Annotated in this window: 11 protein-coding genes; 2 read left to right on the top strand and 9 right to left on the bottom strand. The window is 71.7% G+C overall.

Annotation, left to right across the window (positions count from 1 at the left end):
• Nucleotides 1-15: 15 nt before the first annotated feature.
• Nucleotides 16-1,491, bottom strand: a complete 1,476-nt coding sequence (locus JGS39_RS07465) for a S28 family serine protease (protein ID WP_219567957.1) — start codon at nt 1,489-1,491, stop codon at nt 16-18.
• Between the two features lie 98 nt (nt 1,492-1,589).
• Entirely contained in the window at nt 1,590-2,006 is a 417-nt protein-coding gene (locus JGS39_RS07460; RefSeq protein WP_219567956.1) for a hypothetical protein, read from the bottom strand.
• 184 nt (nt 2,007-2,190) lie between these two features.
• On the opposite strand from JGS39_RS07460, the gene JGS39_RS07455 reads away from it, so the two are divergent.
• Complete coding sequence (locus JGS39_RS07455) at nt 2,191-2,682, top strand: hypothetical protein (protein WP_219567955.1); 492 nt, start codon at nt 2,191-2,193, stop codon at nt 2,680-2,682.
• A 58-nt stretch (nt 2,683-2,740) separates the two neighbouring features.
• On the opposite strand, the gene JGS39_RS07450 is transcribed toward JGS39_RS07455, so the two are convergent.
• The 5 genes from JGS39_RS07450 to JGS39_RS07430 all read right to left on the bottom strand — a co-directional run bounded on the left by JGS39_RS07450 (nt 2,741) and on the right by JGS39_RS07430 (nt 12,034).
• Entirely contained in the window at nt 2,741-6,478 is a 3,738-nt protein-coding gene (locus tag JGS39_RS07450; RefSeq protein WP_219567954.1) for an ABC transporter ATP-binding protein, read from the bottom strand.
• A 193-nt stretch (nt 6,479-6,671) separates the two neighbouring features.
• Nucleotides 6,672-8,093: a nucleobase:cation symporter-2 family protein gene (locus JGS39_RS07445; protein ID WP_219567953.1), complete on the bottom strand. Its 1,422-nt coding sequence runs from the start codon at nt 8,091-8,093 to the stop codon at nt 6,672-6,674.
• The gene (locus tag JGS39_RS07440; protein WP_219567952.1) at nt 8,090-9,532 is read right to left on the bottom strand and encodes an amidohydrolase family protein; all 1,443 of its coding nucleotides are present in this window, start codon (nt 9,530-9,532) and stop codon (nt 8,090-8,092) included. Before JGS39_RS07440 ends, JGS39_RS07445 begins: the two co-directional genes overlap by 4 nt.
• Before the next feature lie 100 nt (nt 9,533-9,632).
• Nucleotides 9,633-10,580, bottom strand: a complete 948-nt coding sequence (locus tag JGS39_RS07435; RefSeq protein WP_219567977.1) for a 2OG-Fe(II) oxygenase family protein — start codon at nt 10,578-10,580, stop codon at nt 9,633-9,635.
• 452 nt (nt 10,581-11,032) lie between these two features.
• Nucleotides 11,033-12,034 (bottom strand): serine hydrolase, encoded by a 1,002-nt coding sequence (locus JGS39_RS07430; RefSeq protein ID WP_219567951.1) that lies wholly within the window; start codon nt 12,032-12,034, stop codon nt 11,033-11,035.
• 226 nt (nt 12,035-12,260) lie between these two features.
• On the opposite strand from JGS39_RS07430, the gene JGS39_RS07425 reads away from it, so the two are divergent.
• Entirely contained in the window at nt 12,261-12,623 is a 363-nt protein-coding gene (locus JGS39_RS07425) for a hypothetical protein (RefSeq protein ID WP_219567950.1), read from the top strand.
• A 60-nt stretch (nt 12,624-12,683) separates the two neighbouring features.
• Here the strand turns inward: JGS39_RS07425 and JGS39_RS07420 are convergent, their stop codons facing one another.
• Nucleotides 12,684-14,369, bottom strand: a complete 1,686-nt coding sequence (locus JGS39_RS07420; protein ID WP_219567949.1) for a thiamine pyrophosphate-binding protein — start codon at nt 14,367-14,369, stop codon at nt 12,684-12,686.
• A complete protein-coding gene (gene speB, locus JGS39_RS07415; protein WP_219567948.1) occupies nt 14,366-15,355 on the bottom strand; it encodes an agmatinase in 990 nt (329 codons plus the stop codon). The genes JGS39_RS07420 and speB overlap by 4 nt, the downstream gene beginning before the upstream one ends.
• Between the last annotated feature and the right edge of the window lie 194 nt (nt 15,356-15,549).

Raw genomic sequence — 15,549 nt, 5'->3', positions numbered from 1 at the left:
GCTGCGCCGGGTCCCCTACGGGCGCCTGGTGCCGAGCCTGTGCTCGGTCGTCAGGTCCTTCTTGTCGAGCCGTGCGTCGAACTTCGCGAGGGGCTTCGCCTTCGCCGGGTCCGCCTGGACGGCGGCCGGGGCGACGCCCGCCCAGCGCAGGATGGCCGCGGTGGCCTTGGCGTTCTCCGCGGGGGCCAGACCGGCGACGTTCGAGCCGTGGTTGCCGCCCGCCACCGTGAAGACGTAGCTGTCACGGGCGCCCGTGCCGAGCCGGAAGCGCTCGGCGCCCCACGGGTCGTTCTCGCCGTACACGTAAAGCATGTGGCTGGCGTGGTGCTTCACCCAGGTGTCGACGTCGCGCATCACCGAGGGCTGGAACCTCATCGGGATGGAGCTCGGCACGAAGTTGCGCGGCGGCTGGTAGCCGTAGCGGCTGAGCTTGCCGAGCCAGGGCTGCTTGATGTCGGGCGAGCCGAGCTGCGTGCCGGCCTGGTAGTAGTACGGCGTGTAGTTCGCCAGGCCCTGGTCCGCGTAGGCGGAGAAGCCGGAGATCGAGTCGATCGAGTCCCAGATCGCCTGGTCGGTCGCGCTCTTGGCGTCGGCCGGGATGGAGTCGCAGTCGGCGAGCAGGCTGTACTGCCAGTACGCCCAGACGTAGTCCATGACGACGGCCTCGTAGGCCTTGTCCAGGGTGCCGACGGTGGTGAAGGTGTAGCCGTTGTCGGCGGCGTACTGCTGGTACTTCTGCTCCAGCGGCTCCCGGCGGACCAGCGCCTCGCGCTGCACGCCCTGGAGCCGGTCGCGGCACTCCTTGGTGCCGACCTCGGCGAAGAACCGGTCGTACGCCGAGTCCTCCTTGTTGACCACGTCGTTGGGCGCGACGTAGGCGACGACGCCGTCCATGTCCTTCGGGTAGAAGCGCTCGAAGTACGTGGCGGTCATGCCGCCCTTGGAACCGCCGGTGGTCAGCCAGTTCTTGGAGTAGATCCGCTTCAGCGCGGTGAAGACCCGGTGCTGGTCACTGGCGGCCTGCCAGATGTCGAGCTTGGACCAGTCTGCGGGCGCCGGGCGCGACGGGGTGAAGAACCGGTACTCCAGCGAGACCTGGTTGCCGTCGATGATCCGGGTCGGCTCCGAGCGGCTGGGGTTGGTGGAGACGTTGTAGCCGCTGGTGTAGAAGACCGTCGGGCGGGACGTGTCCTTGTGCAGCAGGGTGATGCGCTGCTTGAACGTTCCCTTCGACGGGTGCCGGTGGTCGATCGGCTGGGTGTAGTTGAGGACGAAGTAGCGGTATCCCGCGTACGGCTTCTCCTCGATGAGACTCATTCCCGGGATGGCCAGGATGCGGTCCTTGATGTCCGTGCTCGTACCGCTGTCGCTGACGGCGGTACGGACCGCGGCCGGTTCCGCGGCGGTGGCCGCCCCGGCCGAAGCACCCGTCGCACTCACTGTGCCGATGAGCACCGCGAGCGACAGGAACCCTCTGAGCGCCTTGCGCATACACACTCCCCTTGATTCACAACAGACGTCGTGAACCTAGCGGGGCAATACCCGCACCACCAGACCCTGTTGCCCGGGCGTCCGCTCGCGTCGTCCGGTCAGCACAGGATCCAGCTCGTGGTGCCGGTCCTGCCGGAGATCGTGCCCGAGGCCCGGACGCAGCGGTTCAGCGCGTGCACGGTCACCGGCCCGGCCCGCTGGGTGAAGGAGCCGCTGTCGGCGACGGGCCGGCCGCCGCGGGGCTGGATCTGTACGGACATGGGGCGCCGATTGCCGGGCTTGGTGGCGACCGCGGTGGCGCAGGCGTAGTCGCGGGTCCGGTAGACGCGCAGCTCCCCCGTCGCGAACTTCACCGTCTTCGCGGGCCGTCCGGCGCACACCGAGGCGGCGTCGGCGCTGCTCGCCTCCACGCCGCCGACGACGAGCCCGAGAGCGGTCGTCAGAGCGAGGGCGAGCAGGCGGAACGCGCCTCCGCGTCCCCTGCGCCCGCCATGTCTTTCGGTCCCTCTGGTCACCAGCAGTCCCATCGCCTCGTCGAACGCACAAGCCCCTACCCGACACCCGTACGCGCATACGTGTATCTGCCTACGACGCGGGAGGCCATCCGGAGGTTGCACCCGGCGCGCTCCGCGTTCCGTCCGGCCGGACCGGCAGACGATGGGCCCACCGGACAGAGCCGTACGAAAGGCAGGAACCGCAATGACCCGACTCCGCACCTCCGGGCGCCCTCGTGGCCGGCGCGTCATCGGCCGCACGCTGCTCGCCGCCGCCCTCCTGACCGCCGTGGCCGCAGTGCCGGCCGCCGCCGTCGTGCCGCAGGGCGCACCGGCTGCCGCCACGGCTCGGGCCGCTGCCCCGGCGTATGAGCAGGTCGTCCACTTCTACGGCGCCTACATCGACGCGGTCGCCGCCGAGGACGGCGGCGAACTAGCCGCCTCGTTGCGGGACTTCTACCTCACGCCCGGCCTGCGCGCCGAGCTGGGCGACTGGGAGGAGGCCCACGGCGCCGACGGCGTGCTGCACGCGCAGAACGCCCCGGCCGGCTTCCGCGTCAGCGGCGGCGACAGCGGCGCCGGGCACACCTGGTCGACGGTCCGGCTCACCTGGGGGTCACAGGACGACCCCGCGTACACGTATCTGAAGGTGCGCTCCGACCTGGCGACCGGGAAGATCTCCGGCATCCGGGAGTAGGGCGGGCCGCCCGGTCTCAGACGCCCGCCCTGCTCCCGGACGGGCGGGCCGTCCGGTCTCAGACGCCCGCCGGCTCGTCCTCCCCTATGAAGGTGCGCCACAGCACCGCGTACTGCCCGTTCCGGGCGAGGAGTTCGTCGTGGGTGCCGTCCTCGACGACGCGGCCGTGGTCCATCACCACGACCCGGTCGGCGCGGGCGGCGGTGGTGAGGCGGTGGGCGACGACGAGGGTGGTGCGCCGGCCCGCGAGACGGTCGGTCGCCTGGTTGACGAGGGCCTCGCTGGCGAGGTCCAGGGACGCGGTGGCCTCGTCGAGCAGCAGGATGTCCGGGTCGACGAGTTCGGCGCGGGCGAGGGCGATCAGCTGGCGCTGGCCGGCCGAGAGGTTGCGGCCCCGTTCGGCGACCTCGTGGAGGTAGCCGTCCTCCAGGGTGGCGATCATGTCGTGCGCGCCGACCGCCCGGGCCGCCGCCTCCACCTCGGCGTCGGTGGCCTCCGGCCGCCCGTACGCGATGGCGTCACGCACCGTGCCGGCGAAGAGGTACGCCTCCTGGGGTACGACCCCGAGCCGGTGCCGGTACTCCGTCATGTTCAGCGCGCGCAGATCGGTGCCGTCCGCCGTGACCCGGCCGCCCGTCGGGTCGTAGAAGCGGGCGACGAGCTTGACCAGGGTGGACTTGCCGGCGCCGGTCTCGCCGACGAACGCGACGGTCTGGCCGGCCGGGATGCGCAGGTCGATCCCGGTGAGCGCCGCCTCCTCGCCGCCGTACGCGAAGGACACGTCCTCGAAGGCGATGTCGCCGCGCAGCGACTTCACGTGCTGCGGTTCGTCCCGGTCGGCGGTGGACGTCGGCTCCTGGAGGAGTTCCTGGATGCGGCCGAGGGAGACGGTGGCCTGCTGGTAGCCGTCGAAGACCTGCGAGAGCTGCTGGACGGGGGCGAAGAAGAGGTCGATGTAGAGCAGGTAGGCGACCAGCGCACCGGTGGTGAGCGTGCCGTTGTCGACCCGGCCCGCGCCGACGATCAGTACGGCGGCGGCGGCCACCGACGACAGCAGCTGGACGAACGGGAAGTACACCGAGATCAGCCACTGGCCGCGGACCCGGGCCTCGCGGTAGTGGTCGCTGCGGGCGGCGAACCGGTCGGCTCCGTCCCGCTCGCGGCGGAAGGCCTGGACGATCCGGAGGCCGGAGACGGACTCCTGGAGGTCGGCGTTGACGACGCTGATCCGCTCACGGGCCAGCTCGTACGCCTTGACGCTCTTGCGGCGGAAGAAGAACGTGCCGATGACCAGCACCGGCAGCGTCGCGAAGACGACCAGGGCGAGTTCCACGTCGAGGACCAGCAGCGCGACCATGATGCCGAAGAACGTGACGACGGAGACGAAGGCCGTGACGAGACCGGTCTGGAGGAACGTGGACAGGGCGTCCACGTCCGTCGTCATCCGGGTCATGATCCGGCCGGTGAGCTCGCGCTCGTAGTAGTCCAGGCCGAGGCGCTGGAGCTGCGCGAAGATCTTCAGCCGCAGCGAGTAGAGCACGCGCTCGCCGGTGCGGCCGGTCATCCGGGTCTCGCCGGTCTGGGCCGCCCACTGCACCAGGACGACGAGGAGGCCGAAGGCGGAGGCCGTCCAGACCGCGCCGAGTGCCAGCTGGGTGACTCCGTCGTCGATGCCGTTCCTGATCAGTACGGGCAGCAGCAGGCCCGCCCCGGCGTCCACGGCCACCAGCGCCAGACTGACCAGCAGCGGCAGCCCGAAGCCGCGCAGCAGCCGGCGGAGCCCGTAGGACTCCTCGGCGTGCACGGCGCGGGCCTCGTCGACGTCCGGGGTGTCGGTCGCCGGGGGCAGGGCCTCGACCTGGGCGAGGAGCTCGGGGGTGGCGGGGGTGCCGGCCGCGTCGGTCTCGCGCTCCTCCTCCTTGCGGACCCACAGCTCGGGCGTGATGCCCCGCTCGGCGTCGAACTCGGCGTCGATCTCCTCCTGGAGCGCGCGGTCGTAGGCGGGGTCGGGAGCGGCCTTGGTCAGGTGGCCGGGTGAGGTGCCGCCCAGCTCGTCGGGGTCGGTGAGCAGGCGACGGTAGAGCGCGGAGCGGCGCTCCAGCTCCTCGTGGGTGCCGATGTCGGCGAGCCGGCCGTCCTCCAGGACGGCGATCCGGTCGGCGAGGCCCAGGGTGGAGCGGCGGTGCGCTATCAGCAGGGTGGTGCGGCCTGCCATGACCTGGCGCAGCGCGTCGTGGATCTCGTGCTCGACGCGGGCGTCGACGGCGGAGGTGGCGTCGTCGAGGAGGAGCAGCCGGGGGTCGGTGAGGATGGCGCGGGCGAGCGCGACGCGCTGGCGCTGGCCGCCGGAGAGGGTGAGTCCGTGCTCGCCGACCTTGGTCCCGTAGCCGTCGGGCAGCTCGGCGATGAACCGGTCGGCCCGGGCGGAGCGGGCGGCCTGCTCGATCTGTTCGTCGGTGGCGCCGGGGAGCCCGTAGGCGATGTTGGCGCGGATGGTGTCGGAGAACAGGAAGCTGTCCTCCGGTACGAGGCCGATGGCGGCCCGCAGCGAGTCGAGGGTCAGTTCGCGTACGTCGTGTCCGCCGACGAGGACGGCACCGTGCGTGACGTCGTAGAAGCGCGGCAGCAGCAGCGAGACGGTGGACTTGCCGCTGCCGGACGCGCCGACGACGGCGACGGTCTCGCCGGGTTCGATGGTCAGCGAGAAGCCGTCGAGGACGGGGCGGTCCTCGGAGTAGCCGAAGCGCACGTCGTCGAACTCGACGCCGGCGGGGATGCCGGCCGGCAGTTCCTTGGTGCCGTCCTGGAGGGACGGTTCGGTGTCGATCAGTTCCAGTACGCGCTCCACACCGGCGCGGGCCTGCTGGCCGACGGTGAGGACCATGGCGAGCATCCGGACCGGGCCGACGAGCTGGGCGAGGTAGGTGGAGAAGGCGACGAACGTACCGAGGGTGATCTCGCCGCGGGTGGCGAGCCAGCCGCCGAGGGCGAGCATCGCGACCTGGCCGAGCGCGGGGACGGCCTGGAGCGCGGGGGTGTAGCGGGAGTTCAGCCGGATGGTGCGCAGCCGGCCGGCGAAGAGCCTGCGCCCGACCTCGCGCAGCTTGCCGGTCTCCTGGTCCTCCTGCCCGAAGCCCTTGACGACGCGGACACCGGAGACGGCCCCGTCGACGACTCCGGCGACGGCGGCGGCCTGCGACTGGGCGTACCAGGTGGCGGGGAAGAGGCGGGTGCGGGAGCGGCGGGCGATGAGCCAGAGGGCGGGGGCGACGGCGACGGCGATGAGGGTCAGCAGCGGCGAGAGCCACGCCATGATCACCAGGGAGATGAGGAAGAGCAGGACGTTCCCGATGGTCATCGGGAGCATGAAGAGCAGGCTCTGGATCAGCTGGAGGTCGCTGGTGGCACGGCCGACGACCTGTCCGGTGGAGAGCTCGTCCTGGCGTCTGCCGTCGAGGCGGGTGATCGTCCCGTAGATCTCGGTCCGCAGGTCGTGCTGGACGTCGAGGGCGAGCCGGCCGCCGTAGTAGCGGCGGATGTACGTGGAGACGTACACGAGCACGGCCGCGACGATCAGCAGTCCGGTCCAGACCGCCAGGGACCGGGTGTGGCCGACGACCACGTCGTCGATGATCACCTTGGTGACGAGGGGGACGAGGGCCATCACCGCCATGCCGGCGAGCGACGAACCGAGCGCCAGCAGCACGTTGCGCCGGTAGCGCCAGGCATAACCGCTCAGCCTCCGCGCCCAGCCGCGCGGCTGCCCGCCGCTTCCTTGCCCGCCTGCGTCCGACACCCGGTGCCTCCCGATCGACCTGCGCTACCGGAAGGCACCAACGCGGTGTGCTGCAGATTTCATCCCGCTGCAACAAATACGGGACCTTCGACGTAGGTCCTTCGTCCGGCGGGCCCGGCCCGATCCGGACAGGAGGCCCTGGCGAGGTGCCGTAGCTGTCGTCGTGCGCCCGCCAGGAACCGCGTGACGGCCCTCAGGCCGGTTCGGTGACGGTCTGCACGGGGCGGGCCCTGAGCCATCCCAGGTGGTGGAAGAACAGGTTGAGCAGGACGGCTGACAGCGTGCCGAGCATGATGCCGCTCTCGAAGAGCACCTGGAGCTGCCGCGTGGGCATGTGCTCCGCGAACTGGGGATAGGCGGTGGGCAGGAAGCCGATGCCCAGGCTCGCCGCGACCAGCACGGTGTTGCGGGCATCGGAGAGGTCGGCCTTGACGAGGATCTGCACGCCGACGACGGCGATCGTGGAGAACAGGACGATGGTCGCGCCGCCCAGCACGGCGGCCGGCATGGCGGCGACCACCGCACCCACCTTGGGCATCAGGCCGAGGACCAGCATGAGCACGCCGGCCCCCGCGACGATCCAGCGGGAGGTGACGCGGGTCAGCCGCAGCAGTCCGACGTTCTGGGAGTAGACGGTGGTCGGGAAGGAGTTGACCAGCCCGGCCAGGACGGTCGCCAGTCCGTCGGCGCGCAAGGCGCGGGTGATGTCCCGTTCGTCGACCTCCCGCCCGGCTATCTCTCCGACGGCGAAGAACTGGCCGATGGACTCCACCGCGATGATCACGAGGACGAGGACGATCGCGAGGACGGCCATGACGTCGAAGCGCGGTGCCCCGTAGTGCAGGGGGGCCTGCATGCCGACCCAGTCGGCCTTGCCTATGCCGGAGAAGTCCGTACGCCCCACGGTCGCGGCCAGTGCCGTTCCGGCGGCGAGGCCCACGAGGACGGCGACGGAGGCGAGGAAGCCCTTGGCGAACCGGGACAGCACCACGATCACAGCCAGCGTGGCCCCGGCCAGGCCGAGATGCGCGGGGGTGCCGAAGTCGGCTGCCGAGGAGTCACCGCCGCCGACCTGCCGCGCCGCGACGCCCATCAGGGTCACACCGACGATGATCACGATGGTGCCGGTGACCAGCGGAGGAAAGAAGCGGATGAGCCGGCCGAACACGGGTGCGACGAGGAAGAGGACCACTCCCGCCGCGATCACCGCTCCGAAGACCGTGGGCAGTCCCGCCTTCCCGCCGCCCGCGGCGACACCGACCGACACCAGGGAGGGCACGGCCGCGGTCGACATGCCCTGGACGACGGGCAGCCGGATGCCGATGCCCGGCAGTCCGACCGTCTGCAGCAGGGTGGCGGCGCCGCAGGCCACCAGCGCGGTGTTGATCAGGGCAGCCGTGTCGGCAGCGGAGAGCCCCATGCCCTGAGCCACCAGAAGCGGCATGACCACGGCACCCGCGTAGAACGCCAGGACGTGCTGCAGACCCAGCGCACCGAGTCGCCACCACTGCGGCACCGCCTCGACCGGGTCGGCGGCAGGACCTCCGGCACTCTTCCTGTCCTGCGCCGGTCCTTGCTTCTGCCCCCGCGCCGGTTGCGTGTGTGTGTCGGTCACGATGTCGCCACCCTTCTCCGCCGGTCCTGGTTCCCGTCACGCCACGGCTCGGTCAGAGCCCCGAAATCCGCCCGTCGCACCAGGCGCTCCGCCCGCTCCCGGGCGTGCGCGGCCAGCGCCTCCTCGTCGACGCCCGGGCAGTGTCCGTCCTCGTACACGACGCGCCCGTCCACGAGCGTCATCACCACGTCCGCCGCACGGGCGGAGTAGACGAGCGCGGACACCGCCCGGTGTACGGGCTGTACGGCTGTTCCCGTCAGGTCCACGACCACCAGGTCAGCCGGCGCGCCCGGCCGGATCACCCCGCCGCCCTCGACACCCGCGTACCGGGCACCGTCACGTGTCGCGGCCTCCATGGCCTCCTCGCACCGCACGGCCGCCGGATCGAGCCTGCTCAGGCGCTGCCCGAACAGGGTCTGCTTCATCACCTCGAACATGTCCTGGCGACCGCCCGCGCCGGGGCCGTCCGTACCCAGGGCCACCACCGCGCCCGCGTCGCGCAGGCCGCGCCACGGCATCGCGCCGGAGGCCAGATAGGCATTGGAGCAGGGGCAGTGGGCCACGCCCGCCCCGTACGCGCCGACCGCCTCGGTCTCCTCCTCGTCGAGCCACACCGCGTGGGCCAGTGTGGCGTGCGCGTCCAGCAGGTCCTCGGCCGCCAGCCAGGCCACCGGCCGTTTCCCGTACCGGGCCAGGAAGCTCTCGGGGTCCTTGGCCCCCTCACTGCAGTGGGTGTGCCAGCGGACCCCGTGCTCACGGGCGAGGGCAGCGGCTCCGCGCACCAGGTCCCGGTCGCCGTAGGAGAGGTTCAGAGGGGCGGGCCAGACGCGCACCAGGGACTCGGCGCCACGGGCGGCCATGCACTGCCGGGTGAGGTCGAGTTCCTGGTCGGTGCTGTAGCGGTAGAGGGCTGCCGGCAGGCCGCGTGCCTCGGCCACGGCGGTACGGTCGCCGAGCATGCCCCGGGCGACCGCCCCGCGCAGCCCGATGTCCTCGATCGCGTCGGCGACGGCCAGCACGGTCTCGGGGTCGCTGGGCGCGTAGTGGTGGTCGACGACCGTGGTGATACCGGCCCGCGCGGCCTCCACGGCACCCAGTCGGGCGGCGATCAGGGCATCCTCGGGGTCGAGGTGAATGGCGTACGGCCACATGAACTCGTTCAGCCACCGCCCGATGGCCAGGCCGTCGCCGATGCCCCGGGCCAGGCTCTGGAACAGGTGCGTGTGCGCATCGGTGAAACCGGGCAGGACGGCGCTGCCACGGCAGTCGACGGTGCGCCGGGGCCGCCAGCGGGCGACCAGGTCGGCGGTCGGGCCGACGTCGACGATGCGGTGGCCGTCGACGGCCACCGCTCCGTCGGGGTGAACGGTGCGCGCGTCATCGACGGTGACCACCTGGGCACCGGACAGCAGCAGCGTGCACGGACGTGGTTCGGACATGCGGGACCCCGCTTTCGTGCGTGGGTGTCGGAAAGGGCCGCCGTGGCCGCTCGCGCGAGCGGCCACGGCCGCGGAAGCCGCCTCTGCGGGCGGCCGCCCTTCAGCCTGCGAAGTTGGCGGCGATGCGCTGCCGCAGGTACTCCTCGGCGGTGATCGGCGCATGGCGCCCGTCGGGCGCGGCGATCACCGCGTCCCGGTCGGCCTGCGCGAAGTAGGCGATGGAGTAGCGCGGACCCTGGTCGTCCTGCGGACCGGGCGTCGCGACCCGGTGGAAGTTGGACGGCAGGAGATCGCCGCTCCACCGCATGAGCATGTCGCCGATGTTGCAGGTGATGAGGTCGCCGCGAGCCGGCACGGGCGTCCATGCGCGGCTGTCGGCCTCCTTGCCCGGACACACCTGGAGACCGTCCTGCCCGTCGCGCTGGAAGAGGAGGGTCAGGCAGTCGAAGTCGGTGTGAGCTCCGGCGCGCCACCCGCCGTCCGCCTGACCGCGTGCCTGCTCGGGGACGGCGTAGTAGTGCAGCAGACGCAGGGTGCTCTGGTGCAGAGGGCTGGCCGGATCGTGTTGCCGGGCGAAGAAGTCACGTGCGAAGCCGAGACGTTCGGCGAAGCAGGACAGCACCTGGTGGGCGAGGGTGTGACAGCGGCGCTCGAAATCGAGCAGAGTCTCGCGGAATCCCGGCAGTTCGCTCTCGTCCGGCCACAGTCCTTCCATGTGCGGCCGGGTGAGCTGGTAGGACTCCTTCTCGTCCGGGGTACCGGTGGAGGGGCGCACCTGGCTGCGGTACTCCCAGCCGGCGTTCAGACCCTTCCTGAGCGCGTGGCGGCTCTTGATGCCGGCGGGGAGGTCGAAGTACGCCCCGGCTGCGGCGAACGCCGCGTCGATTCCGGCCGGCTCGAGGCCGTGCCCCGAGAGCTGGAAGAAGCCGGTCTCGGTGGCGGCCTGCCACAACTCCGCGGTGATGTCGGCACGCCGGGCCTCGAAGTCGGTCAGATCGACGACCCTGATGTCCCGGGCGACGGTCGCGGTCCCGGTTTGGGAGCCCATCCGCCGCTCCCGGTCGAGCTCCTGCCCGGCCCCGGCCTCACGCTCGGCAGGCTTGCTGTACGGCTCTGTGGTCAACGTGGTTCTCCCTCTTCGCGGCGTACGCGGCCGTCGAGCCGGTACGCGGGGGAACGAAGCGCGGTCACCGCCCCCGGCGCTTCCACCGTCCCGCACAGGGCGGGCCGGGCACGCACGCACCGGCCTTGCTGCCGGACACGTCGTGAGCTTGCAGCCCCGGCGGGCGAATGGGCCCGTCGATCCCGGTGGCTGCGCGATGCCGAGAGTCTTGCGCCCGGGTGTTACGGGAGAGCTACGGAAGGTGTCCCCTGCGTTAAAGCGAAGGAACGGGGCCGGGCCCGGCGAGCGAGGCCTGATCCGAACGAGAGGCCTGGCCGTGTCCTCGACCCGGCGTCGAACGCCGCGGAGTCGAGGACACGGCCCGGAGCCCGGACGGACTACCGCGGGGACACGGTGAGCATCCGGCCGGCCGGCGCCTCGGGCACGGGCGGGATCGCTTCCTGGAGGAGGGGCGCCACGGTGGAGACGTCCGCCCGGTGCAGGCTGCGGGCGGACAGGTCGTGCATGATGCGCGGTTTCGCGGGCGGCAGGTTCAGGTCCTTGTGCACGGCCTTGGCTACGGCCTGGATGGTGTTGACGCCGTCCGTCATCGTCTTGTTGTCCTGGGTGAGCACCGTGAGCACGTAGTCGTGGCCCTTGCCCGTGAAGGCGCCGATGCTGTGGACCCGCCAGCCGTGGGTGGCACGCTGGAGCCAGCCGTTCTTCAGCTGGACGGTGACCCCCGCCGGGGCCCCGGCGGGCGTGCCCCAGCGCTGACCGGAGACGACCTTGCGCATCAGGCCGAGCTCGTAGGCGCGGGCGCTGTCGGTGAGCACGGAGTTCTTCGCGGTGAGGAGGATCAGCAGCCGTTGCTGGTCCTGGGCGGTGATCTGGGTCAGCCCCCAGTAGCCGCCGGACCCGGGCACGGTGTGTGTCATCCCGGCCGCCTTGAGGAACGCGTTGACCTTGGTGACGCCGAGCTGCTTCCACAGGGCGGTGGTCGCGTTGTTGTCGGACTTGGTGATCATCGCGGTGCTGAGGTCGGTCTCGCGCTGCGTGAGGTGGCGGCCGTGCTTGGCGTTGTCCCAGAGCAGCGTGGCCAGCACGGTCGCCTTCACGACGCTGGCGGAGTCGTACTTCGACGTGGCCCGGAGCGTGCACGTGGTCTTCGTGGTCCGGTCGTAGAGGGCCACCGCGGTGGTCGAATTGCGCCCCTTCAGCGCGGCGGTGATGTCCTTCGACAGCTTGGCGGCGAGCCCGGCCCTCGCCGAGGTGCAGCTCGCCGTCGGTGTGGCGGCCGCGGCGGGTGCCGCGCTGACCGCCACGGGTGCGAGCACTCCGACGGCGAGCGCGGCACAGAGTGCGCCGCGGGCACGTCGGGATATGCGGGGTGTCGTCATGTGTGTGGCTTCCCGTCCCCTGAGGTTCGTGGGCGCGCCCCCCGGCGTGCCCACTGGATTGACTCGCGGACGGGCGGAAAGTTGTACGGCGAAGGCGGTTCGTGCCCGATTCCGTGTCTGATCTCATGCCGCCCCGTCGCGGCGTTCCGGTGCGGGCGGGGACGGGTAGTGATGCCCTCTGCCGGTGGAACGGAGACCGGAGAACCGGTGGAGCGGAGGAGCGGTCATGTCGGAGGGTCGGCCCACGGATGCCTATCGTTGCGGTCAGTTGTACGCGGCTCTGGAGACCTTGCAGTTGCTCGCCGACATCGGTTCCCGCGCGCTGGGTCGCGCGGACACGCAGGAGAACGCCGCGAGGAGACCTCGCACCCATATGACCGAGCCGCTGATCATGGTGGGCCGGTCCCTGCATTCCGCGCGGCTGCGTGGCCGGGCGGCCGCGGCCGGTGCCGTGTTCCGGATGATCCCGGATCTGCTGCCCGCGGCCCGGGACCTGCCGGGCAGTCAGGACGCCGGGCAGTGCGAGGAGTTCGCCCGGGGCAGACGGGAGCAGCTGGAGGTCATCGGCAAGGAGACCGCCGCGCTCTGACGCGACGCACCCGCGCCCGGGACGGCCGCGGTCCCGGGTACGGGTGCGGGTACGAGTGCGTCAGAGGTGCGTCGGCCGGAACATCCGCAGCAGCGCCGGGAGCACGACGACCGAGGGGCCGGGCTGTGCGAGGGCCTTGGCGAGGTCGTCGGTGAGCGCCTCCGGGTTCGTACGGACCGCGGGGACGCCGAAGGACTCGGCGAGGGCCACGAAGTCCGGGCGGGACAGTTCCGTCGCGCTGGTCTCGCCGAACGCGTCGGTCATGTACTCGCGCAGGATGCCGTAGCCGCCGTCGTCGACGATCAGCCAGGTGACGGGCAGTTCGTACTGGCGGGCGGTGGCGAGTTCCGCGATCGAGTACATCGCGCCGCCGTCTCCGGACACCGCGAGGACGGGCTTCGTCCGGTCGGCGGCGGCCGCGCCGATGGCCGCCGGGAAGGCGTAGCCGAGGCCGCCGGAGCCCTGGGCGGAGTGCATGGTGTTGGGGTGACGGGCATCGAAGGCGGCCCAGGCCCAGTAGCCGAGGATCGTCATGTCCCAGAAGCTGGGTGACGCGTCGGGCAGGGCGGTCCTGATCCCGGCGACGAGGCGCTGTTCCAGGGTGAGCTCCTGACCGGCGATCCGGTCCCGTACCCGGCCGAGCACCGCAGCGACGCGCTCGGCGGCGGCCGGGTCCCGGCGCGGGGTGACCGCTTCGATGAGGTCTGCCAGCGCGTCCCGGGCATCGGCGTGGATGCCGAGGGCCGGGTGGTTGGACTCGAGCTTCCCGGCGTCGGCCTCGATCTGGACGACACGGCCGCGGGGCGCGAACGTGTAGTAGTTCGAGGAGAGTTCACCGAGGCCGGAGCCGACGACGAGCAGGACGTCGGCGTCCTCCAGGAAGTCCGTCGTGTGCCGGTCCTCGATCCAGGACTGGAGGGAGAGCGGGTGCTCCCACGGGAAGGCGCCCTTGCCGCCGTAGGTGGTGACGACCGGCGCGCCGACCTTCTCCGCGAGGGCGCGCAGCTTGCCGGACGCGTCGGAGCGTACGACTCCGCCGCCCGCGATGATCGCCGGCCGCTCCGCGTTCGACAGCAGGTGGGCGGCGACGGCGATGAGTTCGGGGCGTGCGTGCACCTCGCGCGGGGTGGCATCCATCGCCGTGACGACGGGCAGGGTCGTCTCGGCGATCAGCACGTCCTCGGGGATCTCGATCCTGACCGGGCCGTGCGGGGCCGTGAGCGCGGACTCCCAGGCGGCGGCGATCGCGGACGGGATCTGCGAGGCGGTACGGACGGTGTGCACGGACTTCACGACGTCGCGGAACGACGCCTTCTGGTCACGCAGCTCGTGCAGATAGCCGTGCCGGCCGCCGCCGAGGCCCGCGGTCGGGATCTGGCTGGAGATCGCCAGTACGGGTGCGGAGGCCGCCGCCGCCTCCTGGAGGGCGGCGAGCGAGGTGAGCGCGCCCGGTCCGGTGGACAGGAGGAGCGGGGCGACCTCGCCGGTGATGCGCCCGTAGGCGTCGGCGGCGAAGCCCGCGTTGTTCTCGACGCGCAGGCCGACGTAGCCGAGGGACGAGCGGCGCAGCGCGTCGAACATGCCGAGTGCGTGCTGCCCGGGCAGGCCGAAGACGGTGGTGGCGCCGAGGCCCTGGAGCGTCTCGACGACGAGGTCGCCGCCGTTGCGTCCGGGCGGGGGGTTCAGTGCGGCGGCGATCTGGGCGGGGGTGAGTTCGGGTCGCTCGTCGTGGTGGTCGTGGCTCACTGGTTCCGCGCCTCCTCGGCCGGCTTCCGGGCGTCCGCGATCTGGCGGGTCATGATCGTCGTCAGTTCGTACGCGGCGTGCGAGGCGGCGACGGAGGTGATCTCGGCGTGGTCGTACGCGGGGGCGACCTCGACCAGGTCGGCGGAGACCAGGTTGCAGGAGGACAGCCCGCGCACGATCTCCAGCAGCTCGCGGGAGGTGAGGCCGCCGGCCTCGGGGGTGCCGGTGCCGGGGGCGTGGGCCGGGTCCAGGACGTCGATGTCGATGGAGATGTAGAGCGGCCGGTCGCCGATGCGCTGACGCAGCTGGTCGGCGATCTCGTCGACGCCGCGCCGCATGACGTCGGCGGAGGTGACGATGCCGAAGCCCATCTTGGCGTCGTCGGTGAGGTCCTGCTTGCCGTACAGCGGGCCGCGGGTGCCGACGTGGGAGAGCGCGGACGTGTCGAGGATGCCTTCCTCGACGGCCCGGCGGAACGGGGTGCCGTGGGTGTACGCGGCGCCGAAGTAGGTGTCCCAGGTGTCGAGGTGCGCGTCGAAGTGGAGCAGCGCGACGGGGCCGTGCTTCTTGGCGACGGAGCGCAGCAGCGGCAGCGCGATGGTGTGGTCGCCGCCGAGTGTCATCAGCCGGGCGCCGGTGGAGAGGAGGTCGTCGGCGGCGGCCTCGATCGTCTCGACGGCCTCGTTGATGTTGAAGGGGTTCGCGGCGATGTCCCCGGCGTCGGCGACCTGAGCCAGGGCGAACGGCGAGGCGTCCTGCGCCGGGTTGTACGGGCGCAGCAGCCGCGAGGCCTCCCGGATCGCGTTGCCGCCGAAGCGGGCGCCTGGCCGGTAGGAGACGCCCGAGTCGAAGGGCACCCCGACGACGGCGACCTCCGTGGTGCCGACCTCGTCGAGACGGGGCAGCCGCGCGAACGTCGCGGGTCCGGCGTACCGCGGGACGCGGGACGAGTCGACGGGGCCGCGCGGCGCTTCGTTGCTGCTCATGGGGCGGATGGCCTTTCCTTCGGTTCGATCACTGACGCGCTGCTTCGAGTGTGCCGGATCCCCCGGACCGGCACGGAAGCGCGCGTACGGGTCCGGGGACGACGCTAAGCGGCGGCGCGGCAGTCTTGAAGTGTATGTTTCATCCATTCCAGACTCATTGAACGGATGAATCATCCATGCCCGCCTCCATGCCC

Source organism: Streptomyces poriferorum, from assembly GCF_019399235.1.
Taxonomy (GTDB): Bacteria; Actinomycetota; Actinomycetes; order Streptomycetales; family Streptomycetaceae; genus Streptomyces; species Streptomyces poriferorum.
Note: the sequence above shows the minus strand (reverse complement) of the source record. Positions and strands in the feature narration are given on the sequence as shown.

What these genes read in the sequence shown, in the direction of transcription:
- JGS39_RS07465 (WP_219567957.1), bottom strand. Translation starts at nt 1,491, where the DNA reads ATGCGCAAGGCGCTCAGAGGGTTCCTGTCGCTCGCGGTGCTCATCGGC.
- JGS39_RS07455 (WP_219567955.1), top strand. Translation starts at nt 2,191, where the DNA reads ATGACCCGACTCCGCACCTCCGGGCGCCCTCGTGGCCGGCGCGTCATC.
- JGS39_RS07440 (WP_219567952.1), bottom strand. Translation starts at nt 9,532, where the DNA reads ATGTCCGAACCACGTCCGTGCACGCTGCTGCTGTCCGGTGCCCAGGTG.
- JGS39_RS07435 (WP_219567977.1), bottom strand. Translation starts at nt 10,580, where the DNA reads ATGGGCTCCCAAACCGGGACCGCGACCGTCGCCCGGGACATCAGGGTC.
- JGS39_RS07430 (WP_219567951.1), bottom strand. Translation starts at nt 12,034, where the DNA reads ATGACGACACCCCGCATATCCCGACGTGCCCGCGGCGCACTCTGTGCC.
- JGS39_RS07425 (WP_219567950.1), top strand. Translation starts at nt 12,261, where the DNA reads ATGTCGGAGGGTCGGCCCACGGATGCCTATCGTTGCGGTCAGTTGTAC.
- speB (WP_219567948.1), bottom strand. Translation starts at nt 15,355, where the DNA reads ATGAGCAGCAACGAAGCGCCGCGCGGCCCCGTCGACTCGTCCCGCGTC.